Source organism: Aquibium oceanicum (assembly GCF_001889605.1).
Classification (GTDB): Bacteria; Pseudomonadota; Alphaproteobacteria; order Rhizobiales; family Rhizobiaceae; genus Aquibium; species Aquibium oceanicum.
The window spans coordinates 1,699,830-1,724,261 of sequence record NZ_CP018171.1; the positions used below are offsets into that span (position 1 = coordinate 1,699,830).

Annotated in this window: 20 protein-coding genes; 10 read left to right on the forward strand and 10 right to left on the reverse strand. The window is 65.4% G+C overall.

Annotated features, from left to right (window positions below; genetic code table 11):
* Positions 1-417: 417 nt before the first annotated feature.
* The 3 genes from BSQ44_RS08440 (at position 418) to BSQ44_RS08450 (ending at position 3,928) form a co-directional block, all read left to right on the forward strand.
* The gene (locus tag BSQ44_RS08440; protein ID WP_072602994.1) at positions 418-2,613 is read left to right on the forward strand and encodes an anthranilate synthase; all 2,196 of its coding nucleotides are present in this window, start codon (positions 418-420) and stop codon (positions 2,611-2,613) included.
* A gap of 37 nt (positions 2,614-2,650) precedes the next feature.
* Complete coding sequence (locus BSQ44_RS08445) at positions 2,651-3,565, forward strand: cation diffusion facilitator family transporter (protein ID WP_083534596.1); 915 nt, start codon at positions 2,651-2,653, stop codon at positions 3,563-3,565.
* A 102-nt stretch (positions 3,566-3,667) separates the two neighbouring features.
* Positions 3,668-3,928, forward strand: coding sequence for a hypothetical protein (locus BSQ44_RS08450; protein ID WP_157894549.1), 261 nt, complete (start codon positions 3,668-3,670; stop codon positions 3,926-3,928).
* Positions 3,929-4,190: 262 nt separating this feature from the next.
* Here BSQ44_RS08450 and purU read toward each other — a convergent pair whose 3' ends face one another.
* The 4 genes from purU to BSQ44_RS08470 all read right to left on the reverse strand — a co-directional run bounded on the left by purU (position 4,191) and on the right by BSQ44_RS08470 (position 8,459).
* Positions 4,191-5,054: a formyltetrahydrofolate deformylase gene (gene purU / locus BSQ44_RS08455; protein WP_072603000.1), complete on the reverse strand. Its 864-nt coding sequence runs from the start codon at positions 5,052-5,054 to the stop codon at positions 4,191-4,193.
* A 67-nt stretch (positions 5,055-5,121) separates the two neighbouring features.
* Entirely contained in the window at positions 5,122-6,078 is a 957-nt protein-coding gene (locus tag BSQ44_RS08460; protein ID WP_072603003.1) for an AEC family transporter, read from the reverse strand.
* A gap of 120 nt (positions 6,079-6,198) precedes the next feature.
* A complete protein-coding gene (gene ligM, locus BSQ44_RS08465) occupies positions 6,199-7,602 on the reverse strand; it encodes a vanillate/3-O-methylgallate O-demethylase (RefSeq protein WP_072603005.1) in 1,404 nt (467 codons plus the stop codon).
* An 83-nt stretch (positions 7,603-7,685) separates the two neighbouring features.
* Positions 7,686-8,459 carry a GntR family transcriptional regulator gene (locus BSQ44_RS08470; RefSeq protein WP_072603007.1) on the reverse strand — a complete coding sequence of 258 codons (774 nt, stop codon included), beginning with the start codon at positions 8,457-8,459 and terminating at the stop codon, positions 7,686-7,688.
* Positions 8,460-8,878: 419 nt separating this feature from the next.
* On the opposite strand from BSQ44_RS08470, the gene BSQ44_RS08475 reads away from it, so the two are divergent.
* Positions 8,879-9,808: a methylenetetrahydrofolate reductase gene (locus BSQ44_RS08475; RefSeq protein ID WP_072603009.1), complete on the forward strand. Its 930-nt coding sequence runs from the start codon at positions 8,879-8,881 to the stop codon at positions 9,806-9,808.
* A 307-nt stretch (positions 9,809-10,115) separates the two neighbouring features.
* Complete coding sequence (locus BSQ44_RS08480) at positions 10,116-11,009, forward strand: HEPN domain-containing protein (RefSeq protein WP_072603011.1); 894 nt, start codon at positions 10,116-10,118, stop codon at positions 11,007-11,009.
* 424 nt (positions 11,010-11,433) lie between these two features.
* Here BSQ44_RS08480 and BSQ44_RS27895 read toward each other — a convergent pair whose 3' ends face one another.
* The 3 genes from BSQ44_RS27895 to BSQ44_RS08490 all read right to left on the reverse strand — a co-directional run bounded on the left by BSQ44_RS27895 (position 11,434) and on the right by BSQ44_RS08490 (position 13,405).
* Positions 11,434-11,703: a helix-turn-helix domain-containing protein gene (locus tag BSQ44_RS27895; RefSeq protein ID WP_083534602.1), complete on the reverse strand. Its 270-nt coding sequence runs from the start codon at positions 11,701-11,703 to the stop codon at positions 11,434-11,436.
* Positions 11,622-12,161 (reverse strand): Crp/Fnr family transcriptional regulator, encoded by a 540-nt coding sequence (locus BSQ44_RS26515; RefSeq protein WP_157894551.1) that lies wholly within the window; start codon positions 12,159-12,161, stop codon positions 11,622-11,624. The genes BSQ44_RS27895 and BSQ44_RS26515 overlap by 82 nt, the downstream gene beginning before the upstream one ends.
* 230 nt (positions 12,162-12,391) lie before the next feature.
* Positions 12,392-13,405: an NAD-dependent epimerase gene (locus BSQ44_RS08490; RefSeq protein WP_072603013.1), complete on the reverse strand. Its 1,014-nt coding sequence runs from the start codon at positions 13,403-13,405 to the stop codon at positions 12,392-12,394.
* A gap of 366 nt (positions 13,406-13,771) precedes the next feature.
* On the opposite strand from BSQ44_RS08490, the gene BSQ44_RS08495 reads away from it, so the two are divergent.
* The 5 genes from BSQ44_RS08495 (at position 13,772) to glgX (ending at position 22,797) form a co-directional block, all read left to right on the forward strand.
* The gene (locus tag BSQ44_RS08495) at positions 13,772-16,261 is read left to right on the forward strand and encodes a glycogen/starch/alpha-glucan phosphorylase (RefSeq protein WP_072603015.1); all 2,490 of its coding nucleotides are present in this window, start codon (positions 13,772-13,774) and stop codon (positions 16,259-16,261) included.
* 204 nt (positions 16,262-16,465) lie between these two features.
* On the forward strand, positions 16,466-17,728 hold the full coding sequence (gene glgC / locus BSQ44_RS08500) for a glucose-1-phosphate adenylyltransferase (RefSeq protein ID WP_072603017.1): 1,263 nt from the start codon (positions 16,466-16,468) through the stop codon (positions 17,726-17,728).
* Positions 17,729-19,162, forward strand: coding sequence for a glycogen synthase GlgA (gene glgA, locus BSQ44_RS08505; RefSeq protein ID WP_072603019.1), 1,434 nt, complete (start codon positions 17,729-17,731; stop codon positions 19,160-19,162).
* A gap of 3 nt (positions 19,163-19,165) precedes the next feature.
* Positions 19,166-20,794, forward strand: coding sequence for an alpha-D-glucose phosphate-specific phosphoglucomutase (locus BSQ44_RS08510; RefSeq protein ID WP_114580052.1), 1,629 nt, complete (start codon positions 19,166-19,168; stop codon positions 20,792-20,794).
* 17 nt (positions 20,795-20,811) lie between these two features.
* Entirely contained in the window at positions 20,812-22,797 is a 1,986-nt protein-coding gene (gene glgX, locus BSQ44_RS08515; protein ID WP_072603024.1) for a glycogen debranching protein GlgX, read from the forward strand.
* A 9-nt stretch (positions 22,798-22,806) separates the two neighbouring features.
* Here the strand turns inward: glgX and BSQ44_RS08520 are convergent, their stop codons facing one another.
* The 3 genes from BSQ44_RS08520 to BSQ44_RS08530 form a co-directional block, all read right to left on the reverse strand.
* Complete coding sequence (locus BSQ44_RS08520) at positions 22,807-23,166, reverse strand: DUF4112 domain-containing protein (RefSeq protein WP_072603027.1); 360 nt, start codon at positions 23,164-23,166, stop codon at positions 22,807-22,809.
* On the reverse strand, positions 23,166-23,411 hold the full coding sequence (locus tag BSQ44_RS08525; protein ID WP_072603029.1) for a DUF982 domain-containing protein: 246 nt from the start codon (positions 23,409-23,411) through the stop codon (positions 23,166-23,168). The genes BSQ44_RS08520 and BSQ44_RS08525 overlap by 1 nt, the downstream gene beginning before the upstream one ends.
* A gap of 177 nt (positions 23,412-23,588) precedes the next feature.
* Complete coding sequence (locus tag BSQ44_RS08530; RefSeq protein WP_335622624.1) at positions 23,589-24,176, reverse strand: class I SAM-dependent methyltransferase; 588 nt, start codon at positions 24,174-24,176, stop codon at positions 23,589-23,591.
* Positions 24,177-24,432: the final 256 nt, after the last annotated feature.

The window sequence follows — 24,432 nt, forward strand, 5'->3', positions numbered from 1 at the left end:
ACCGCTGACCATCTTTCCCGCTTTTCCCGTCAGCGCCTTGTACCGCGCCGGCAGCTAAGCTGGGAGCATATCGACATAGTCTCCCGGTTTCATCCGGGGTCCTCGATCCTGCTTCGATCGCTGGTTCCTGTCTGCCGGCCCGACCGGCCGCGGGAGACAGCGTCAACCAGCCTGTCCGCCCCGACCGCCGTGCCGCCCCTGGATGAATACGAAGCGGCTTGCCGAACCGCCCGTTCGCCGCTATGGAATCCGGCATGACGAAAATGTCGATCGCACGGGCTTGGTGGTGCGGCTGCTGACAGCGGCCTGATCGCGCGTGCGTTCAAATCAGATGAGGGCCGCTTCGGATGTTCCGGGCGGCCTTTGTTTTTCCACGAGGCTCCCGGCGCTTCCGCCAGACAGGAAACGGAGACGGAAATGACGGTGGAAGTGCTTGAGAACGGCGCGGAGCGATTTGTCACCGCGGGCGGCATATCGATCACCCGCGCCCGCCACGAAACCGCGTATGACGGCGCCATCGAGGCCTACGTCGACGGGCTGAACTCCCGCCGCGGCGCGGTCTTCTCCTCGAACTACGAATATCCCGGCCGCTACACGCGCTGGGACACCGCCATCATCGACCCGCCGCTGGTGATCTCCTCGCGCGGTCGCGCCATGCGCATCGAGGCGCTGAACCGGCGGGGCGAGGCCATCCTCCCTGCCATCGGCGCGGCGATTTCGCCGCTCTCCGAGATCACCGTGACCGAGCGGAGCGAGCGCCTGATCGCGCTCGACATCGCCGCGCCGGGACGGGTCTTCGCCGAGGAAGAGCGCTCGCGCGTGCCGTCGGTCTTCACCGTGCTGCGGGCGATCGTGGCGCTCTTCCGCACCGACGCCGACCCGAGCCTGGGCCTCTACGGCGCCTTCGGCTACGACCTCGCCTTCCAGTTCGATCCGGTCGAGTACAAGCTGGAGCGCAAGGAGAGCCAGCGCGACCTCGTGCTCTTCCTTCCGGACGAGGTGTTGGTCGTCGACCACCATGCCGCCAAGGCCTGGCACGACCGCTACGACTATTCCGGCAGGGGCTGGACGACGGAGGGCCTGCCGCGCGAAGCGGTGGAAGAGCCGTTCAAGCCGTCCGCCCGTATCCCGCCGCGCGGCGACCATGAGCCGGGCGAATATGCCGGTCTCGTCCGCAAGGCGATGGCGAGCTTCCGCAAGGGCGATCTGTTCGAGGTCGTGCCGGGCCAGAAGTTCTACGAACGTTGCGAGACCCAGCCGTCCGAAATCGCGCGGCGGCTGAAGGCGATCAATCCCTCGCCCTACTCCTTCTTCATCAATCTGGGGCAGGGCGAGTACCTCATCGGAGCGTCGCCCGAAATGTTCGTGCGCGTGTCGGGGCGCCGGGTCGAAACCTGCCCGATCTCGGGCACGATCAAGCGCGGCGAGGATGCGATCTCGGATTCCGAACAGATCCTGAAGCTCCTGAACTCCAAGAAGGACGAATCCGAGCTCACCATGTGCTCGGACGTCGACCGCAACGACAAGAGCCGCGTCTGCGAGCCGGGATCGGTGCGGGTGATCGGGCGCCGTCAGATCGAGATGTATTCGCGCCTCATCCACACGGTCGACCACATCGAGGGCCGCCTGCGCGAAGGCATGGACGCCTTCGACGCGTTCCTCTCGCACGCCTGGGCCGTGACCGTCACCGGCGCGCCAAAACTCTGGGCCATGCGCTTCATCGAGCAGAACGAGAAGAGCCAGCGCTGCTGGTACGGCGGCGCCATCGGCATGGTCCATTTCAATGGCGACATGAACACCGGGCTTACACTGCGCACCATCCGCATTGAGGACGGCATCGCCGAGGTGCGGGCCGGCGCGACGCTGCTTTACGATTCGGTGCCGGACGAGGAGGAGGCCGAAACCGAGCTCAAGGCTTCCGCCATGCTGGCCGCCGTCCGGGAAGCCGGGTCCAGCAATGCGCCGAATTCGGAGCGCCAGTCCGCGCGGGTGGGCGCGGGTGTCTCGATCCTGCTCGTCGATCACGAGGACAGCTTCGTCCACACGCTCGCCAACTACTTCCGCCAGACCGGCGCGCAGGTCACCACCGTGCGCACGCCGGTGGCAGACGAGGTGTTCGACCGCGTTCAACCCGATCTCGTGGTTCTGTCGCCCGGTCCCGGCTCGCCGAAGGACTTCGACTGTGCCGCCACGATCGCCAAGGCGCGAGCCCGCGACCTGCCGCTGTTCGGCGTCTGCCTGGGGCTGCAGGCGCTGACGGAAGCCTATGGCGGGGAACTCCGCCAGCTCCACATCCCCATGCACGGCAAGCCCTCGCGCATCCGCGTGACGAAGCCCGGCATCGTCTTTTCCGGTCTGCCGAAGCACGTGACTGTCGGCCGCTATCATTCGCTCTTCGCCGACCCGGTGCGCTTCCCCTCCGATTTCGACGTGACCGCCGAGACGGAGGACGGCGTCGTCATGGCGATCGAGCATCGGCGCGAGCCGGTGGCGGCGGTGCAGTTCCATCCCGAATCCATCATGTCGCTCGGCCAGAACGCCGGCATGCGCATGATCGAGAACGTCGTCGCCCATTTGCCGCGCAAGGCGAAAGTGAAGGTGAAAGCGGCGTGACGTTTCGGGCTTTCATAGGCTCCGCTTCGCTGGGAGGATGACAGTGCCTGCCAAGAAGCAAATCCAGCGGCTGGCCTTCTATTCCATCTTCGTGGCTCTCGGCGTCATGGGGCTGAAGTTCGTCGCCTGGTGGGTTACCGGCTCGGTGGCACTTTACTCCGACGCGCTGGAATCGATCGTCAATGTGATTGCGGCGAGCGCGGCCTTCTGGGCAATTCGTGTCAGCCACAAGCCGGCCGATGCCGACCATCCGCATGGACACCACAAGGCGGAGTATTTTTCGGCCGTCCTGGAAGGCGTGCTCATCGTCCTTGCGGCGCTCCTCATCATCGCCGAGGCCTGGAGCGCCTTGCGCTCGCCTCGGCTGTTCGAGGAGCCTCTCCTGGGCCTCGGGATCAACATGCTCGCCGGCGCGGTGAACGCCGCGTGGGCGTTCATGCTCATCAGGGCCGGCAGGGCGGAGCGATCGCCGGCGCTGACCGCCGACGGGCGTCACATCATGACGGACGTCGTGACCTCCATCGGGGTCCTCGTGGGGCTGCTTGCGGTGCTTGCCACCGGATGGACGATCCTCGATCCGCTGCTCGCCATCCTCGTGGCGCTGAACATCCTGTGGCAGGGATGGAAAGTCATCGGCCAGTCCGTGCAGGGGCTGATGGACGTCGCCGCCGACGCAGAGGACACGCAGAAGATCCGCGACATCATCTCGACCAATTCGAAGGGTGCGCTTGAGGTACACGATCTCAAGACGCGGATCGCGGGACGCGCGACGTTCATCGAGTTCCACCTCGTCGTCGACAGCGGGATGACCGTCGGAGAAAGCCATACGATCTGCGACCGGATCGAGGCCGCGCTGAAGGCGGAGATCCCGTCCGTGCGGGTGATCATCCATGTCGAGCCGGACGACGAGGCCAAGCTGCCGCCCGGCACCACGGCCGTGCCCTTCGCCTGAGCGCCCGCCGGAACCGGCCTTCTTCACATTCCCTTGCGCCAACGCCTCGCTTCTTCGAGTCCCCCTTGACCTTCCGGACAAATGTTCTTCATTTGTTCTATCATGACCCGAACGATCGACACCATCGGCCGCGCCGCCCGCCACGACATGCTGATCCGCATCGAATGCGGCCACTGCCATCACGTCGGCCACCACCGCGCATACGAGGTGGCCAAGGTTGTGGGAATGGGACGCTCGATCGAATCGATCCGCTTCGTCTGCTCTCGCTGCAAGACGCCCGCCCGCAAGGCGGTCCCGATCGAGTTCGACCGCGACCGCCCGCCGAAGGTCGCCGTGTGGGTTCAGATGGAACTGAAGCGGTGAGGGTAAACACGCAAGCATCCCGCCAGGCCCGTCACGTGGCAAGATCCCGCCAGGCGCCCCCCTCTGTCGGCTTCGCCGACATCTCCCCCACGAGGGGGGGGAGATCAGCAGCGTGGACATCGCCGCGTCTCCTTCGATTTCGAAGGTTGGCGAGATCTAAATGAAGGCTGATCTCCCCCCTCGTGGGGGAGATGCCCGACAGGGCAGAGGGGGCGCCTCGCGAGATGCTTCCGCAGCAAGCGCTCCGAAAAACCCCGCCAGCCTACTCCGGAAATACGATCGTCCGCATCCCGTTCAGCAGCACCCGGTCCTCCAGATGCGCGCGCACCGCGCGGGCGAGGACGCGCCGTTCGATGTCGCGGCCCTTGCGCACGAACTCGGCGGCGCTGTCGCGGTGGCTGACGCGTTCGGTGTCCTGTTCGATGATCGGCCCCTCGTCGAGGTCGCTGGTGACGTAGTGCGCCGTGGCGCCGATGAGCTTCACGCCGCGCTCGTAGGCCTGGTGGTAGGGCTTGGCCCCCTTGAAGCCCGGCAGGAAGGAATGGTGGATGTTGATGCAGCGGCCTGAAAGCCGCGACGACATCTCCTCCGACAGGATCTGCATGTAGCGGGCGAGCACGACCAGATCGACCTTCTCGTCGGCGATGAGCCGCGACAGCTTCTCTTCCTGCTCCGCCTTCGTCGCCTTCGTCACCGGCAGGTGGTGGAAGGGAATGTCGCCGAAGGAGAGGTTCGGATAGGTTTCGCGCGGATAGTTCGAAACGATGCCGGCGACCTCCATGTTGAGTTCGCCCATCCGCCAGCGGTAGAGCAGATCGGCGAGGCAGTGGTCGAACCGCGAGGCCATCAGGAGCACGCGGCGCCGGGCGTTCTGCGCGCGCAGCGACCATGTCATGCCGAAGCGCTCCATGATCGGCGAAAGCAGGCCCCGTACCTGGCCTTCCGTCAGCGGAGCATCGGCGGCGCCGAAGACGACGCGCGAGAAGAACTGGCCGCTGTCGGGATCGTCGAACTGCTGCAGGTCGGCGATGTTGCCGCCCGCTTCGAAGATGACCTTCGACACCGCGGCGACGATACCGGGGCGGTTTGCGCAGTAGGCGGTGAGAACGAAGGAATTTTCGGTCAAGTCTGTCTCCAGTTCCGGTTTGGGAGCGGGGTGGAAGGACGGATCGCTCCGTCGGCGCTGTCGCGGATCAGGTTCCGATCGCAGGTCCGAAGCGGTCGAGAACGAAGGCCAGCACGGCCGCGGTCGTGACGAGGCATAGCACGGTCGCGATGATGAGGGCCGCCGCCGCGGTATTTTCCATTCCGGCCCGGCGGGCGAAGATCGGATAGATCGTCAGCATCGAGACGCTGGAAAACAGGATGCCGGTGGCGACGAGTTCGGGCGGCACGCCGGGGACCAGCAGGAACGCGCCCGTCACCGCCAGCGGATGCAGGACGAGCTTGCCGAGCACGATCGGCGCGATCTCCAGCCCGAGGTCGCCGCGCCGCAGCGCCGCGATGGTCCCGCCGACGACGAACAGTGCCACCGGCGCGGACGCCTGGCCGAGCAGATCGATGCTCGAAGCCAGCGGCGCGGGAAGCCGCACCCCGAGGACGGAAAGCGCCGCGCCGGCGATAATCGCGATGACGAACGGCATGCGCAGCAGCCGCATCGCCGTTTCGCCCAGCATCCTGCGAAGCGAAGCGCCGTTGCTCGTCCCCATCTCCACTAGGGCCAGTCCGAGCGGGATGATCAGCATGTTCTCGACGATCATCGTCATCGGCATGGCGATCGTGGCCGGCGCGCCGAGCACCAGTGCCGCGATCGGAAATCCGATGAAACCGGTGTTCGATCCCGCCGCCCCCAGCGCTCCCAGTCCGGCACGTTCCAGCGGCCGTCCGAGCCCGAAGCGGATGAACAGGAACACGGCGGCGAAGGCCGCGAGCGAGCCGAGCGCATAGGCGGCAAGATAGCCCGGGCTGACCGAGTGGCTCAGATCCTGGTGCGTCAGCGCCGACAGGATCACCGCCGGCAGCGCGAAGTTGATGACGAACCCGCCCAGCCCCTCGATCTGCGCTTGCGAGGCGAGACCGCTGCGCACCGCCACGAGGCCCAGCCCGACCAGGAACAGGATCGGGAACATCAGCGCGAAGATCTGGAGCATGCGGGCGGATTCGTCTCCTTGACCGGTGGAAACCCGGCGGGAAATTGTCGCGGCGGAACGCCGGGGGAAATATGGAAAGGGGAGGCGTCGGCCTCCCCTTTCCCTGTCTCTGCGACCGTATCAGGCCGGCTGCCGGCTGCGCCAGCTGTCAGCGTAGGATTCGCGGGCGTCGCGCGAATAGGGCACCGGCGAGACCTTCACCCGGATGTCCATCTGGGTCGACGGCTCCACCGTGGTCTTGTCGGTGCCGCCGTTCGGCTCGCCCCACACCAGCGTCAGCACCTCGCCTTCCTTGATGTCAGGGTTCACGATGCCGAGCGAAAGCATGCGGCGCTCGTTGTAGGAATAGCCGCCGAACATCGAGCCGCCGACCATCTTGCCGTCCTTCATGATCATGTCGAAGGACGTGGAGGCGTAGTTCGACAGCGGCCAGTCCATGTACTTCACGTTCGGCCCCTCGCGGTCGAACATGGTGGCGAAGGCCTTCACCACGTCCTCGGGGTTCCACTCGAAGGTCACCTTGCGGCGGTGCGGCTTGTCGGCGATCTTCTCCAGCGCCTCGCGGCCGATGAAGTCGTGGTCGAACTTCACGTAGATGCCGTAGCCGAGCTCGTAGGGCGTCAGGTAGTAGTCCTCGATGTTGTCCGACACGTAGGAGCCGCCGATCGCGCCGGTCGCCTCGTAGGAATTGGCCGGCAGCCACTCGCGATAGCCCTTGATGCTCTCGCCCGTGTAGATCGCCGGCAGCGGCGAGGGGATCCAGCCGGATTCCAGCGTGTTGGTGGCATAGGCGCGGCTGCCGACCGCGACCAGCCCGTGGCCTTCGCCGGCCTCCAGGATCGCCTCGCGGATCTCGTCATACTGCTCGTAGGGACCGTAGAGTTCCAGGCCCGGAACGCCGGCCATGCCGTGGCGCAGCGCGCGCACCTTGCGGCCCTTGATGGTGATATAGTCCATGTTGAAGAACTTGACGTCCGGCACGGGTCCGCCATTCAGCTTCTCCAGGATCGCCGGTGCGTTCGGCCCCTGCACCTGGAAGCGGTAGTGGCGGCGCACCACCGGCTTGCCCTGCGGGCGCGACGGCGAGCGCGGATCCTCGGTCAGCTTCACGTCGTAGTTGCCGATCGATGCCTGGTACTGCACCCAGGAAACCGTCGGCGCGCGGCCGACCAGGTTGAACTCGGTCTCGCTCTCGCGGAACATGATCACGTCGCCGATCACGTAGCCTTCCGGCGTCACCGGCACGAAGTGCTTGGCCTTGCCGGGGGTGAAATTCTTGAAGGAGTTGATGGCGAGGTAGGAGAGCAGCTTCTCCGCGTCCGGCCCCTCGACCTTCAGTTCGGCCATGTGGTGGGACTGGTCGAACAGCACGGCCGATTCGCGCCACGCGCGCTGCTCGTCGCGCCAGTTGGCGAATTCCGGTGCCACGACGGGGTAGACGTAGGCGCCGACTTTCGAGTTGCGCAGCATGCGGACGGTGTTGCCGGCCTCCTGCAGCCTCTGTTCCAGGTTCTTCGCACTCATCTTGGGTTTCCTCCTGATTTGAGAGTGAATGAAGATTTCGGGGCTCGCGGACCGCTCCGCGCCGCCCCGTCGTTGAATTTTTCCTATCGCGCGGTCCTGATCAGCGCCCCGCCGGGCACCTGCTCCAGCACCTTTTCGTCGCGCAGCGCGAGCCGCAGGTGCCGGCCCGCCAGACGGGCATGTTCCTGCATGATCGCCTGCGCGCGCGCGCCCTGCCGGTTGGCGATCGCCTCGGCCACGCAGCGGTGCTGGTCCTGCGCCACCACGAGCACGCTGCGCGATTCCGGCATCAGCGTCTGCGCCTTGATGAAGGCGTTGGGCGAGGCGAAGGGCAGTGACACCGCGCGCTCGATCTGCCGCTTCAGCGACGGGCTTTCCGCCAGTTCCACGATCAGGGCATGAAGCCGCGCATTGGCACTCACGTAGCGCATGAAGCCGTCCTCGCTGTCGAGCGAGGCGGGCACCAGCCGATCGAGTTCGGCCACGCATTCGTGCATCGCTGCCAGCCGCACCGTGGACGAGCCGCGCTCGGCGGCGAGCCGCGCCGCGAGCCCCTCCAGCGTTCCGCGGATCTCGATCGCATCGAACACGTCGGTCTCGGAGAAGGATTTGACCGCGAAGCCGCCCGAGGGGATCGCCTCGACGAAGCCTTCTTCCTCCAGCCGCTGCAGGGCGGCGCGCACCGGCGTGCGTGAAATGCCCGTCTGCTCGACGATCGCCAGTTCCGAGACCCGCTCGCCGGGACCGAGGCTGCCGCTGAGGATCATGCCGCGCATGGCGAGCAGCGCGGCGGTGGCGCGCGACTGCCCGCCCGCCTCGCCGCGCCCTGACGTTTCGAACTGTTCGGCCTTGTTCATCGAGCCTCTTGCTCCCCGGCCTCCGCCGGGATCGCTACTGTATACATTCTGTATGCCGAAACCGCTTCTGTCAATTCGCCGGGCGCGGATTTCAGGTGCCGATGCGGATCCCTGGGAAACGGCGCGGCCACGCTCTCGACCAGCACCCGTTCGCTCTCGGTTCCTCGCTGATTGCGACCGGCAAAGACGTTCGTCGCAAGCCTTCCGGTTTATTCGGGGTATGAGTTTTGTGTATGCATTCGGGCCCGGCCTTCGATGCGTTTTCTACCAAGCCTCACCGCACGCGTGCTCCGCTCGCCCCATGCAAAACAGTCGTTTCCGGAAATGTGAATGTCGCGCGCTGGAATTTGACGCCGCTTGCGCTAGCTCATAATGTATACAGAACGGCCGAAAGACGGCCGGCAGGCGAGGAGGACGCGATGCTGAAATTCTTTGATCGGCGGCAGGAGGAAAACGTCGCCCCGGCCCCCGCCGCGGACCTCGCCTCCTTCCTGGAAGGCTTCTCCATCGAGGTCATGCCGCGCACCGCCGCCAAGGTCGAAAACTTTCGCGATCTGCTCCCTTCCGGCACGCGCGTATACATCGCGCACATCGAAGGCACCCCGATCGACGACATGGTCGCGACGGCGAAACGCCTCTCCGGCGATGGCTTCGAGGTCATGCCGCACATCCCGGCGCGCCTCATCCGCGATGCCGCCGAGCTCGAAACCTGGGTCGGTCGCTACCGCGAGGAGGCCGGCGTCGACCAGGCGCTGCTTCTGGCCGGCGGCGCGGCGCAGCCGGCCGGAGACCTCACCAGTTCGATCGACATGATGGAGACGGGCGTCTTCGAGCGCCACGCCTTCCGCCGCCTGCACGTGGCCGGCCACCCGGAGGGCAACAGGGACATCGATCCCGACGGCTCCTCGACCCGCACAGACGAAGCGCTGGCCTGGAAGCAGGCCTGGGCCGAGCGCACCGGCTGCGCCATGGCCATCACCACCCAGTTCGCCTTCGACGCGAAGCCGATCATCGGCTGGGCCGAGCATCTGGCGGGGCAGGGCATCCGCCTGCCGATCCACGTCGGCGTCGCCGGCCCCGCAAAACTCCAGACGCTGATCAAATACGCCATGGCCTGCGGCGTCGGCCCCTCGATAAAAGTCCTCCAGCGCCGCGCCCTGGACATGCGCAAGCTCCTGATGCCCTACGAGCCCGACGAAGTGGTCGCCGCCCTCGCCGCCTACAAGTCAGAGCATCCTCAGAGCCTCATCGACAAGGTCCACCTCTTCCCCCTGGGCGGCATCAAGGCCAGCGCGGAGTGGGCGGCGGAGAGAGGCGGGGCGCGCGAGGAGCGGGTGGCTGCCGAGTAGCGGGCGGGGGCATAGGGGCACTCGCTGGCGGCATGGGATTGACGGCCGGGGCGCGGACGTAAAGCTGCCGTCAGCTAGCGACTCAATTTCGGACGTTCAGGGTGGTTTGCCCTCGACACGAAACCCGTCATTCGAACCGCATCTGGCTTCGGCTCGGACGGGGCCGTCTGCTGTCTGTCCGGTTCTGGCTGGAAAACTGAGAAAGCCGGCGTTCGGCCAACGACCCCATTGCGGACATCTCAGGCCCTGTCGGAGTTTCCTGAAAAGTGCCAGACTTCGTCAGTGGAAACTTGCCCTCAAAGGTCCCATGACGAGCTACACAAACGAAATTGCTGCAGGTGATTTGTTCGTGGGCCTTAGCGGCCTAGATATGCAGGGGACGCGCGTCGAGTTTCCCCGAGGAGTGGTGCTCGAGCAAACTTTCGCCCATTTGATGGCTCCGATGGCCATGGCGTTCGCACCTCCCGGTCCTGGTGGTTATCATCCAGCGCCTTGGAAAACGGCGCGTGGAGGATTTGGTCAGGATATCACTGCACAGTTGACCGTTCCAAAAGACGCTGCAGATACGCTCGACGAGCGGATCGAGATTGCATCCACCATAACCTTCCTACTTCGGCTCTGGAGCGATCCGTCGATCACAATGATCGCAGGCGCGAACATGTCATTTGCGGCCATCAGCGAGGCGCCGGACGCGGCAGCACACATCGTGCCATTTCAGTTTCGGCGCAGAGTTTTTGCGCTTTCACCCGCCGACACTTCTGGCGTACTCGAAAGCCTTGATTGGGTGGCGGAACACTTCGAGACTACTTTGAGGCTAATGCGAGGGAGCCCGGAGTTTCGCCTCGCAGCTTACGCGATGGACACGGGCCAGTTCGTTGAGAACACCGCACTGACACTTATTTCCCTTTGGGGGGCCCTTGAAGCTCTCTTCTCGCCTTCCACAGCGGAGCTTCGTTTCCGCGTGTCAGCTCTCATTGCGAGCTACACCTCACCCCCAGGCAGTGAGCGACAGGATGCCCAAAAACGTATCGCTGGGCTCTATGACAAGCGATCAGCGGCTGCTCACGGCGCTCCCAAGCATGACGGCGACGATCTGCTGGCAACGTTTGAACTGCTCAGAAAAGTTCTTATCAAATTCATTCGTGACGGGAGGGTCCCTTCTAAGCAAGAACTAGAAGGTCGGCTTTTCGGTGTGACATAGTCCTGGCTGACGTCGAAAATCGTCCGCTTGCGCAACCAAGCGGCTTAAAAGCCGACAGTCCCCTACCCACCCCAACTCCGCCGTCAGCGTTCGCTCTACACGCTACGGCCGGGAAATGACTTCGCAAGGCAGTTCTGGGGCCGTCTGCTGCCCGTCCGGTTCTGGCGCGAGAAGCGAGAAAGCCGACGTTCGGCCAACGACCTAATCCCGGTCACTCCAAGACCACTGACGGCCTCCGTACGCTGCCGCTCTCGCCACAATCAACTGTTAGCATGCTCCAAGCCGTTTCCGGCGCGGGGCCAGAATGACCTAGATGAGGGCGCAAGACGATAGGCCGGGCACAGTCTACACGTCGCAAGACTGGGTGCGCCGCGGGTAGAACTCCGTTGACTGGTTGGGCATTTCCAGCATGGACACGTCCAGCTTAGCTCGGTGGATCCCGTAGGTTGAGATATGCCGGATCGAAGTCAGCGACCTCACTTAAGCGATCCCAGTTCAGAATATACAGTCGTCCCTTCTTGTGATCCGCAAGGCCATCGGCGCGCAGCTTCTGCAGGGTGCGGTTGATATGCACGACGCTCGTGCCAAGAGCTTCGGCTAGCTGAGCCTGACTCAGTGGCGGGGGCAAGAATTGTCTTCTGTCAGCCCGACGACATCCATGCGGACATATAGCTCGCACATGAGATGGGCACATTTGCCGAGCGCATCGTGTCCGCCCAACATTTTTACCCAGGCGCGTGAAACGGCTGCATCTATCAAGCTGTCCCGCCAAAATAGAGTTGCCAGGCGGGGCGCCTTGCGCAGGACCTCGTGCATGCCACGATGTGCAAGCAGGGCAACTTTGCTTGGAGTGATCGAAGCAAGCGTGTGGTCCATCGTTCTGAGATGCAAGCCTTGAAGATCCGGGATGTCACCGTTGATATGAATGGAAAGTGTCTGACGAACGCCGTTGCTCAACGTGCTATAGCGCTTCAGAATGCCCTCGATCACCAAACAACAATGGGTCGGCTCATCACCCTCCCAAGCTATTTCCTCGCCACTGGCGAGTTGCTTTTCTGCGAGCGGCATGGCTTGGATGCTCTCTCGCTCGTCAGGGCGGAGGGGACCGAGGCTTTCAAGCTTTCGAATAAGAGGTGCTGTAAGGCTGATCATCGTCTTTTCTCGCACCAACCTAAAGCCGGGGCAACCTCTCCGATCTACCTTCCCGCATCGCTGTTCAGCATACGCCTTGTTGTTAGGAACTACGCCAGCGAGGGAGCGTACTTGAGGCGCTCCCCGGCCGAAGGTCGTGACCAGGGAACGGGCAGCTTTCCCGAAGTGGCCGTCCAAAACCTGCCGGTCGGCAATCCACCCCAATCCCGCCAATACCCCCAGCGAGCCCATCACCCCGCCTCCCCATAAAACCCCCGATACCACTCCACGAACCTCCCCACGCCCTCCCGCAGCGTCGTCTTCGGCGCGAACCCCGTCTCCGCGACCAGTTCGTCGATATCGGCAAACGTGTTTTCCACGTCGCCGGCTTGCATGGGCATCATGTTGAGTTTCGCCTTGCGGCCGAGCGCCTCCTCGATTTCCCCGATGAAGTCGAGCAGCCCCACCGGAAAATTGTTGCCGACGTTGAATATGCGGTAGGGCGCGGTGGAGCGGGAGGGGTCGGCGTCGAGGGTTTCGCGGTCGGCCGCCGGCTGCGGCATGCGGTCGAGCAGCGCCAGGATCTGCGCCACCATGTCGTCGACATAGGTGAAGTCGCGCGAGGATTTCCCCTCGTTGTAGACGTCGATCGGCTCGCCCGCGAGGATGGCGCGCACGAATTTGAAATAGGCCATGTCCGGCCGGCCCCAGGGGCCGTAGGCGGTGAAGAAGCGCAGGCCGGTCACCGGCAGCCGGTAGAGATGGGCATAGCTGTGCGCCATCAGTTCGTTCGCCTTTTTCGTCGCCGCGTAGAGGCTGAGCGGATGGTCGACATTGTCGCGCACGGAGAAGGGCAGCTTGGTGTTGCCGCCGTAGACCGAACTCGACGAGGCGAAGATCAGGTGCGGCGTCTTCTGGAGCCGGCAGCCTTCCAGCACGTGCAGGAACCCGGTGAGGTTCGAGGCGGCGTAGAGATGCGGCTGGTCGAGCGAGTGGCGCACGCCGGCCTGCGCGGCCATGTGGATGACGCGGTCGTAGGCATCCCGCTCGAACACCGCCTCCATCGCCGCGCGGTCTTCCAGAGAGCATTCCACGAGCGAGAAGCCGTCGAAGCGCGAGAGGCGTTCCGCGCGGGCGCGTTTCAGCGACGGGTCGTAATACCCGTTGAAATTGTCGAGCCCTATCACCTCGTGGCCCTTTTCGAGCAGTGCCGAGGCGATGTGGAACCCGATGAAGCCCGCCGCTCCCGTCAGGAGGATGCGCAAGATCTCTGCTCCCGGTTCGTTGCCTGATTCGCTGGATGCGCGGGGTTCTCGCCCCGCCGGGCCGAAGGCGCAGCTATCCCGCCACCTTCACCCTCCCATGATCGCAGAGCCTGTTAGCGGCGAAACGGGAATTGGGCAACGGATCACGTGACGTCATCGCGCCACGGCAAGGCCGGGCTCGGCTTGGCGCTCCCGCGCCGGACGAAAACTGACAGCGCGTAACCGCCTTTAACATTTGTTATCCCCGAACAATCCGGCTATTCCGGTTGAATTTGGAGCGGGTCGGTCTAGCATAGTCTCGGGAGGGATGCTGGAGACCTGAAGCGGGCCGGTCGCGATACCTGCCCGCATCGCAGAGGAACCACCATGGACCGGGCGACGACCATCGAACTCCCACCTGTCGTGCATGACAATGATCCCAAGGCGCTGGCCGCCGAGATCCTGAGCTGCCTCACCTATCGCGTCGGCAAGGATTCGTCCGTCGCCACGCAGTACGACTGGCTCACCGCCGCCATCAAGGTCGTGCGCGACCGCATCATCGAGCGCTGGATCGCTTCCACCAAGGAATCTTACGAGAAGAAGCAGAAGCGCGTCTATTACCTGTCGATGGAGTTCCTCATCGGCCGCCTGATGCGCGACGCCTTCTCGAACCTCGGCCTCATGGAAAACATGCGCGAGGCGCTCCAGAGCCTCGGCGTCGACATCGACATGATCGCCGGCCTGGAGCCGGACGCTGCCCTCGGCAATGGCGGCCTCGGCCGGCTCGCCGCCTGCTTCATGGAAAGCATGGCCTCGGTGGACCTTGCCGCCCACGGCTACGGCATCCGCTACGTCCACGGGCTTTTCCGCCAGGAGATCCAGGACGGCTGGCAGGTCGAATTGCCGGAAACCTGGCTCGACCACGGCAACCCCTGGGAATTCGAGCGGCGCGAGCGGTCCTTCGAGATCGGCTTCGGCGGCACGGTGGAATCGATCACCTCCAAGGACGGCCGCCTGGAGCGGCACGTGTGGAAGCCGCAGGAGCACGTGCTGGCCGTCGCCTACGACACCCCCGTCGTCGGCTGGCAGGGCCGGCGCGTCAACACGCTGCGGCTGTGGTCGGCGATGGCCGTCGACCCCATCCTGCTCGCCGCCTTCAACGCCGGCGATCACATCGGCGCGCTCAAGGAGGCCAATCAGGCCGCCTCGCTCACGCGGGTCCTCTACCCCGCCGACAGCCACCAGGCCGGCCAGGAACTGCGGCTGCGCCAGGAATACTTCTTCTCCGCCGCTTCGCTGCAGGACATCCTCGAGCGTCACCTGAGCCAGTACGGCGAGCTGCACTCGCTGCCCGACAAGGCGGCGATCCACCTCAACGACACGCACCCGGCCATCGCCATCGCCGAACTGATGCGCCTCCTGATGGACGTCCACGGCCTCGACTTCGATATGTCGTGGGACATCACCAAGCGCACCTTCGCCTACACCAACCACACGCTGCTGCCCGAGGCGCTGGAAAGCTGGCCGATCCCTGTCTTCGAGCGTCTCCTGCCGCGCCACATGCAGATCATCTACGCCATCAACGCCGAGGTGCTGCTCGAAGCGCGCAGCTACCAGCGCTACAGTGACGAACAGATCAGCCGCATCTCCTTGATCAACGAGGGCGCCGAACGCCGCGTCAGGATGGGCAATCTCGCCTTCGCCGGCTCGCATTCCGTCAACGGCGTCTCTGGCCTGCACACGGAGCTGATGAAGGAGACCGTGTTCTCCGATCTCCACAATCTCTATCCCGGCCGGATCAACAACAAGACCAACGGCATCACCCCGCGCCGCTGGCTCATGCAGTGCAATCCGGGCCTGACCTCGCTCATCCGCGAGGCGATCGGCGACCGCTTCCTCGACGACACTGAGGCGCTGTCGGAACTGAACCGCTTCGCCGACGACGCCGCCTTCCGCGAAAAATTCGCCAGCGTGAAGCGCGAGAACAAGAACCGCCTGTCGAACTACGTCGCCGAGCGGCTCAGCCTGCGCGTCGATCCTTCCGCCATGTTCGACGTGCAGATCAAGCGCATCCACGAATACAAGCGCCAGCTCCTCAACATCATCGAGGCTGTCGCGCTCTACGACCAGATCCGCTCGCACCCCGAGAAGGACTGGATGCCGCGCGTAAAGTTCTTCGCCGGCAAGGCTGCGCCGAGCTACAACACCGCCAAGCTCATCATAAAGCTCGCCAACGACGTGGCCCGTGTCATCAACCGCGATCCGGCGGTGCGCGGCCTGCTCAAGATCGTTTTCGTGCCGAACTACAGCGTCTCCGTGGCCGAGATCATGGTGCCCGCCGCCGATCTTTCCGAGCAGATCTCGACCGCGGGCCTGGAAGCCTCCGGCACCGGAAACATGAAGTTCGCGCTCAACGGCGCGATCACGATCGGAACGCTGGACGGCGCCAACGTCGAGATCAGCGAGTGCGTGGGCGAGGACAACATCGTCATCTTCGGCCTGACGGCCGAGGAGGTCGAGCGCAACAAGCGCGACGGCTATGTGCCGCGCGCCGCCATCGAGAAGTCGCCCGAACTCGCTCAGGCGCTGTCGGCCATCTCGTCCGGTGTGTTCTCGCCCGACGATCCGGGCCGCTACCGCGACCTGATCAATGGCATCTACGAGCGCGACTGGTTCATGGTCGCCGCCGATTTCGACGCCTACGCGGATGCCCAGCGCCGCGTCGACGACATATGGCGCAACGCCCCCGACTGGTACGCCAAGGCGATCCGCAACACCGCCAACATGGCGTGGTTCTCCTCCGACCGGACGATCCGCGAATACGCCCGCGACATCTGGGAGGTCCACACCGGCGAGGTCCCGCCGAAATCGAACTGAGGCCGCGCGGGCGGATGCTGCGCTACACTCCGCTTCCAGGTCGCAGGCGTCGCACCTGCCGCCCGGTCGAACCCTTGTCCCGCTCGCGCGTTCCTCTTTGCCGGAGGGGTGGAGGGGCAGATTGGCAATCTTGGCTCGTGACTTCTCCTCCCGTTGCGGCGATCATGCGGAAAATGATCCGCGTGAACTGAGGGGGAGGAAATCTTGACGGAAAAACGCATCCAGCCACTCGCTCGCGATGCAATGGCCTATGTGCTCGCGGGCGGGCGCGGGAGCCGCCTGAAGGAACTGACCGATGTGCGCGCCAAGCCCGCCGTCTATTTCGGCGGCAAGACGCGCATCATCGATTTCGCCCTGTCGAACGCGCTGAACTCCGGCATCCGGCGCATCGGCGTGGCCACGCAGTACAAGGCGCACTCGCTGATCCGGCACCTGCAGCGGGGCTGGAATTTCTTCCGCCCCGAGCGCAACGAGAGCTTCGACATCCTGCCGGCCAGCCAGCGCGTCTCCGAGACGCAGTGGTACGAAGGCACCGCCGATGCGGTCTACCAGAACATCGACATCATCGAGGACTACGGCGTCGAGTTCATGGTCATCTTGGCCGGTGACCACATCTACAAGATGGACTACGAGTCCATGCTGCGCGAACACGTAGACACGGGGGCGGACGTTACCGTCGGCTGCCTCGAGGTGCCGCGCATGGAGGCAACCGGCTTCGGCGTCATGCACGTCGACAAGGAGGACCGGATCGTCTCCTTCATCGAGAAGCCGGCGGATCCGCCGGGCATACCCGACCGGCCGGATGTCGCGCTGGCCTCGATGGGCATCTACGTGTTCCGCACCAAGTTCCTGATGGAGGAACTGCGCCGCGACGCCAGCCAGCCCGGCTCCAACCGCGACTTCGGCAAGGACATCATCCCCCATATCGTCGCCAACGGTAAGGCGGTCGCGCACCGCTTCTCGAAGTCCTGCGTGCGCTCCAATTTCGAGACCGAATCCTACTGGCGCGACGTCGGCACGGTTGACGCCTACTGGGAAGCCAACATCGACCTGACCGACATCACGCCCGAACTCGACCTCTACGACCGCGACTGGCCGATCTGGACCTATGCCGAGATCAAGCCGCCGGCGAAGTTCGTGCACGACGAGGAGGGCAGGCGGGGATCGGCCGTCTCCTCGCTTGTTGCGGGCGACTGCATCATCTCGGGCGCCAAGCTGCGCCGGTCGCTGATCTTCACCGGCGCCCGCGTGAACTCCTTCTCCATGCTCGACGAGGCGGTGGTGCTGCCCGACTGCTACGTCGGCCGCAACGCGCGGCTGACGCGGGTGGTGATCGATCGCGGCGTGCGCATCCCCGAAGGCCTCGTGGTCGGCGAGGACCCGGACGTCGATGCGCGCCGCTTCCGCCTCACCGAGCGCGGCGTGTGCCTGATCACCCAGGACATGATCGACAGGCTCGACACCTGAATGCAGGTCCTCGCGGTCGCGTCCGAAATCTTCCCACTCGTGAAGACGGGCGGCCTGGCCGACGTGGCCGGCGCGCTGCCGGGTGCGCTGGCGGCCCGCGGCGTTACGGTGCGCACGCTCGTACCGGGCTATCCGGCTGTTATGCGAGCGCTCGCGCCGGGGTCGGCGCAGGTGCGCCACTATGACGAGCTCTTTGGAGGCACCGCGTCGATCGTGGCCGCCGAGATCGCGGGGCTGAACCTTCTCATCCTCGACGCGCCGCATCTTTTCGACCGACCGGGCATCTACGGCGACGGCGGCGACTACGACGACAACTGGCGCCGCTTCGCCGCGCTCGGCAAGGCCGGTGCGGACATCGCCGAACACGGCGTGCCGCACTTCCTTCCCGATCTCGTCCACGCTCACGACTGGCAGGCGGCGATGACGCTGGCCTACATGCGCTACGGCAACGCGCACGCTGTTCCCTCCGTCATCACCGTCCACAACCTGGCCTTCCAGGGGCAGTTCTCCGGCTCGATCTTTCCCGGGCTCGGCCTCCCGGATGCGGCGATGTCGATCCAGGGGGTGGAGTACTACGGCGACGTCGGTTTCCTGAAGGCCGGCCTGCAGGCGGCGAGCGCCATCACCACCGTCAGCCCGACCTATGCAAGGGAAATCCGCACGCGCGAGTTCGGGATGGGGCTCGACGGCCTGCTCGAGGGCCGCGCCGCCGATCTCCACGGCATCGTCAACGGCATCGACACCGCGGTCTGGAACCCCGAGACCGACGTGCATCTGCCGTCGAATTATGGCCCCCGCTCGCTGGTGAAACGACGCATGAACCGGGCAGCGGTCGAGGCCAGGTTCGGCCTCGACAACGACGCCTCTCCGCTCTTTTGCGTCGTCAGCCGCATGACCTGGCAGAAAGGCATCGACCTCCTGGTGGAGGTGCTGGACCCGATCGTGTCGGCAGGCGCGAGGCTGGCGATCCTCGGCTCGGGCGATCATGCGATGGAAGGCGCGCTTTTGTCGGCGGCCGCACGCCACAGGGGTCGTTTCGGCATTGTCATCGGCTACGACGAGCCGCTCTCGCACCTCATGCAGGCCGGTTGCGACGCCATCCTCATCCCCTCGCGTTTCGAGCCGTGCGGCCTGACGCAGCTCTACGGGCTCCGTTATGGCTGCGTGCCGATCGTGTCGCGTACCGGCGGGCTTGCCGATACCGTGATCGACGCCAACGAGGCCGCGGTCTCCGCTGGAGTCGCGACCGGGCTCCAGTTCTCGCCGATCGACGCCTCGTCGCTCTTGCGCTCCGTCGAACGGGCGATTTTCCTCCATCGCGATGCGGGGGTGTGGACGTCGATGCAAAAGCAGGGGATGAAAGCGGACGTCTCCTGGGACCGCAGCGCCGGGCGTTATGCGAGCCTCTACGAGACGCTCATTTCGGAAGAGTGATTGATGATCAGGACCGTTGCCACCACGCCTTATGACGACCAGAAGCCCGGCACCTCGGGATTGCGCAAGAAGGTGCCCGTCTTCCAGCAGCCCAACTACGCCGAGAACTTCATCCAGTCGGTCTTCGACAGCCTCGAAGTTTTTGAGGGCAAGACGCTCGTGATCGGTGGCGACGGCCGCTTCTACAACCGCGAGGTCATCCAGACCGCGATCCGCATGGCCGCCGCCAACGGCTTCGGCCGCGCGATCGTCGGCAAGGGCGGCATCCTGTCCACGCCCGCCGCCTCCAACGTCATCCGCAAGAACGGCGCCTTCGGCGGCCTGGTGCTCTCGGCCAGTCACAATCCGGGCGGCCCGAACGAGGATTTCGGTATAAAGTACAATGTCGGAAACGGCGGCCCGGCGCCCGAGCGCATCACCGAGGCGGTCTTCGTCCGCTCGAAGGAGATCGACCGCTACCTGATCAGCGACGCCGCCGAAATCGACATCGACGACGTCGGCAAGCGTTCGGTCGAAGGCATGACGGTCGAGATCATCGATCCCGTCGTCGACTACGCCGCGCTCATGGAGACGCTGTTCGACTTCGCGGCCATCCGGTCGATGTTCGAGGGCGGCTTCAGGATGGCCTTCGATGCCATGCACGCCGTCACCGGACCCTATGCGAAGGAAATCCTCGAGCGGCGCCTCGGCGCGCCGGAAGGCAGCGTCCGCAACTTCGTCCCGCTGCCCGATTTCGGCGGGCATCATCCCGACCCGAACCTCGTCCACGCGAAGGACCTCTACGACCTTATGATGTCTGACGAGGCGCCCGATTTCGGCGCGGCCTCGGATGGCGACGGCGACCGCAACCTGATCATCGGCAAGGGCATCTTCGTCACGCCGTCGGACTCACTCGCCATGCTCGCCGCCAACGCGCACCTGGCGCCTGGATACGCCCGAGGCCTGGCCGGCATCGCGCGCTCGATGCCCACGAGTGCCGCCGCCGACCGCGTCGCGGAAAAGCTCGGCATCGGCCTTTACGAGACGCCGACCGGCTGGAAGTTCTTCGGTAACCTGCTCGACGCCGGCAAGGTGACGATCTGCGGCGAGGAAAGCGCCGGCACCGGCTCCGACCACGTGCGCGAGAAGGACGGGCTGTGGGCGGTGCTGCTCTGGCTCAACATCCTCGCGGCGCGCCGTGAGAGCGTGAAGCAGATCGCCGCCGCGCACTGGGCCGAATACGGCCGCAACTACTACGCCCGCCACGACTACGAGGCGGTGGACACTGACGCGGCGAACCGGCTGATGGCCGAACTGCGCGGCAAGCTCGCGGACCTGCCCAGCACGGCGGTCGGCGACCTGACCATCGCCTTCGCCGACGATTTCGAATACCACGATCCCGTCGACCAGTCGGTCAGCCGCCACCAGGGCGTGCGCATCGGCTTCGAGGGCGGCTCGCGCATCGTCTTCCGGCTCTCGGGAACCGGCACGTCCGGCGCCACGCTGCGCGTTTATATCGAACGCTACGAGAGCGGTCCCGACCGCCTCGATCTCGCCACCTCCGACGCGCTGGCGGAGCTCGTCGCCGCGGCTGACGAAATCGCCGGCATCGCGCGCCATACCGGCCGGACCGAACCGGACGTCGTCACCTGAGCGCCGCGGCCGGCCCGATGCAGTTCGCGCGCGGAGCAGTCGCCGAAAGGGGCGGCGTGCGCTTCACCGCCTGGTCGAGCTGCGCGGAGCGCATCTGGATCTGCCTCTTCGACGAAAGCGGCGACCGCGAGACGCAACGGGTCGAAATGCGGCGCGCCGAACACGGCGTGTTCGAGGCCTTCGTCGAGGGCGTCGCCCCCGGCGCGCGCTACGGTCTGCGCACCGACGGCCGCTACGATCCCGAAAACGGCTTCTGGCACGACCCGGACAAGCTGCTGATGGACCCCTACGCGCTGGAGATCGACCGGCCCTACAGGCTCGACCCGCGTCTCTGCGCCAGGCGGGGGGAGGGGGGCGACACCGCCGGCCTCGTGCCCAAGGCGCTGGTCCCGGCGGCGATCGCGCCCCTCGCGGAGGCCCCGCCGCTCTTCCGCAATGGCGGCCTGGTCTACGAAGCCTCGGTGCACGGCCTGACCATGCTGCATCCTGATGTCCCGCCCGAGATCCGCGGTACCCTAGCGGCCCTCGGCCACCCCGCGATAGTGGACCACCTGAAGACGCTGGGCGTCGACGCGATTGAGCTTATGCCGGTGACGGCCTGGATCGACGATCTCCATCTCCCCGCCCTCGGCCTGTCCAACGTCTGGGGCTACAACCCCGTCTCCTTGATGGCGCTCGAACCCCGGCTGGCGCCCGGCGGCGTCATGGAGCTGCGGAACGCCGTGGCGGCGCTGCGCGAGGCCGGCATCGGCGTCATCCTCGATCTCGTCTTCAACCACACGGGCGAGAGCGACGTGAACGGTCCGACGCTCTGTTTCCGCGGCCTCGACAACCACGCCTACTACCGCCACCTGCCCGGGGATCCGGTCGTGCTCGCCAACGACACCGGCTGCGGCAACACCATCGCGACCCAGCACCCCGAAGTGCACCGGATGATCCTCGACACGCTGCGCCACTTCGTGACCAATTGCGGCGTCGACGGCTTCCGCTTCGATCTCGCGCCGGTGCTCGGCCGCGACCACCGCGGCTTCGATCCCGCCGCGCTATTCTTCCGCGAAATCGAGCAGGACCCGGTGTTGTCGGATCGCGTGCTGATCGCCGAACCATGGGACATCGGCCCGGGCGGCTACCACCTCGGCAATTTCCCCACGCATTTCCTGGAGTGGAACGACCGTTTTCGCGACGATATCAGGCGCTTCTGGCGCGGCGATGGCGGAACGTTGCCGGGGCTGGCCACGCGGCTGTCCGGTTCCTCCGACATCTTCGGCCGCAACGGTCATGCTTCCACGCGTAGCGTCAACTTCATTGCCGCACACGACGGCATGACGCTCGCCGACATCACGGCGTACGAGCACAAGCACAACGAGGCCAACGGCGAACAAAACCGCGACGGCCACGACGAGAACCTGTCGTGGAACAATGGCGTCGAGGGCGAGACGGACGACGACAAGGTGCTCGCCGCGCGCGAACGCGATATCCGCGCGCTGCTCGCCACGCTCTTCGTGTCGCGCGGCACGGTCATGCTCACCGCCGGCGACGAGTTCGGGCGTACCCAGAAGGGCAACAACAACGCCTACGCCCAGGACAACGGCAACACCTGGCTCAACTGGGAGAGCCGCAACCGGTCGCTGGAAGCCTATGCCGCCGCTCTCGCTGAGTTCCGAAAATCCTCGCGGGTCCTGAAGGAGACCGGCTTTCTCGCGGGCAAGCCCCTGGACGGCGTAGCGCACCCCGACGTCGAATGGCTGGATTCAATGGGAAATCCCATGCAGCAGGAGAACTGGAACGACGCGCGGAACCGCCGCCTGACGATGCTCCTGTCGGCCGGGGAGGGGGAGCGCGTCGCGGTGCTCGTCAACGGCGACCGGCGCCAAACCGTCTTCACGCTGCCCGCCGGGAACTGGCGGGCCGTCGCCGCGTCGCCGGGGCAGGAACTGCGCCTGGAGGGAGGTGCTGTCGCAGTCGTGCCGGGTCGATCGGTGATGCTGCTGGCCGAGGGCTGAGCGGGGAGTTCAGGCGCGAGAACGTTCCAGATGCCGTTGCAGCATGCGGACGTTGCGGTTGTTGGCCTTGTAGAACACGTCGAACACCGACCCCAGAACCGGCACGCTGCCTACCACCGTGTCGAGCGCCACGTTGGCGATCATCCGCCCGACCACGTGCGACGGCGCGCCGATCCGGAAGGCATGATAGACGATGTGCGCGGACACAAGCCCCGAGGCCACGTCTCCGACGCCAGGAATGAGGCCGGCCACCGCATCGAGGCCGAACCGGATTCCGGTGCCCGGTATCCGCCAGCGGGAATCCAGGTTGCGGGCGAGTTCGTCCAGCTCGACCAGCCGCCGGTCGACTTCGGATGCTGGTATGGCCATCAATCGGGGACCAGCGAGATACGCGACTCCGTCGCCGCATAGAGGAACATGCGCCGCGCGATGTGGACGGACGCCTTGCCCTCGCCCGCGGCCCGGCAAGCCTCACGCGCGGCGAAGTACCACTTGCCACGCAGTGTCGGCCACCAGTTTTCCAGCGTGTCGGCCGCCTCGATCGCCGTCCGCAGCTCCATGAGACGCGCGGGGGTCCCAAGGACGATACGGACGGGTTCGTGGAAATGGTCCATGCTGCTCCTGCCGGGATGCAATGTGGCAACGCAGCAACGGCTTTAGGGGCAAAATGTTCCACGGACCCGAACGCGTCCGCCGATCCGGCGATCGAAACTCAGCGCGCACGCGAGCACGCGGGCCTGCCGGCAAGACGTGGTTCGTCCCGCCTACCGATGAGCCACGCGCGGCAATCATCAAGACGATGCCGGCTCGAAGGCAAACACCGCGTTCCGCTTCCCCAAGACCTGATCGCCGTCCCCGAAATCCGGTCCCGGATATTCCGCGATCAGCCGAAGCCGCTCCCGTGGCAGGTCGGCGCGGCCGGGGTCCCCGACCAGCACCGCGATGCCGTCCCCGAGGCATCGCTCCAGAAACCTCGCAGCCCGACGCGCGAGATGCGGGTCGTAGAAAAGGTCGCCGGCCAGCACGAGATCGACCGCGGGCGGCGCACCGTCCAGCAGGTCGCCGTGGAGCGGCACGATCGAGACCCCGTTCGCCGTGGCGTTGAGACGTATCGCGGCCATCGCACGGGGATCGATATCGGCCGCGACGACCTCCCTCGCGCCCGCCATGGCCGCTGCTATGCCGACGATCCCCGATCCGGCTCCGAGATCGAGCACCTTGCGTCCCGCGACCGTCTCCCGGTGGTCCAGCACATGCCGCGCAAGCGCCAACCCGCCGCCCCATTCATAGGCCCAGTAGGGCGAGCCGAAATCGCCGATCCGGGCGAGCCGCCCCAACCCGCTCTTCGGCCCGGCCCTGTGCAGCCGTATCTCGGCCACCGTGGGCACCGACGCAATCGGCAGGTTCGCCCGGATGAACGCTTCTATTGCGGGCGAAGAGGGATCGCATGAAAAAAGCAAGGTGGCTAGGTCGTCTGGACGACGGCGACGATCGGGAAACCGGAAAGAAAGGTCTGGAAAACCAGTAGGGCATATTCAAACACGCTGGCTACCAGCATGGCCGGTTCGGCGCGGCGGAGGGGTGACTTCGTTGGTTTCGTGTCCAATGCTTTCCGCGCCCTTCAATCTTCGCCCA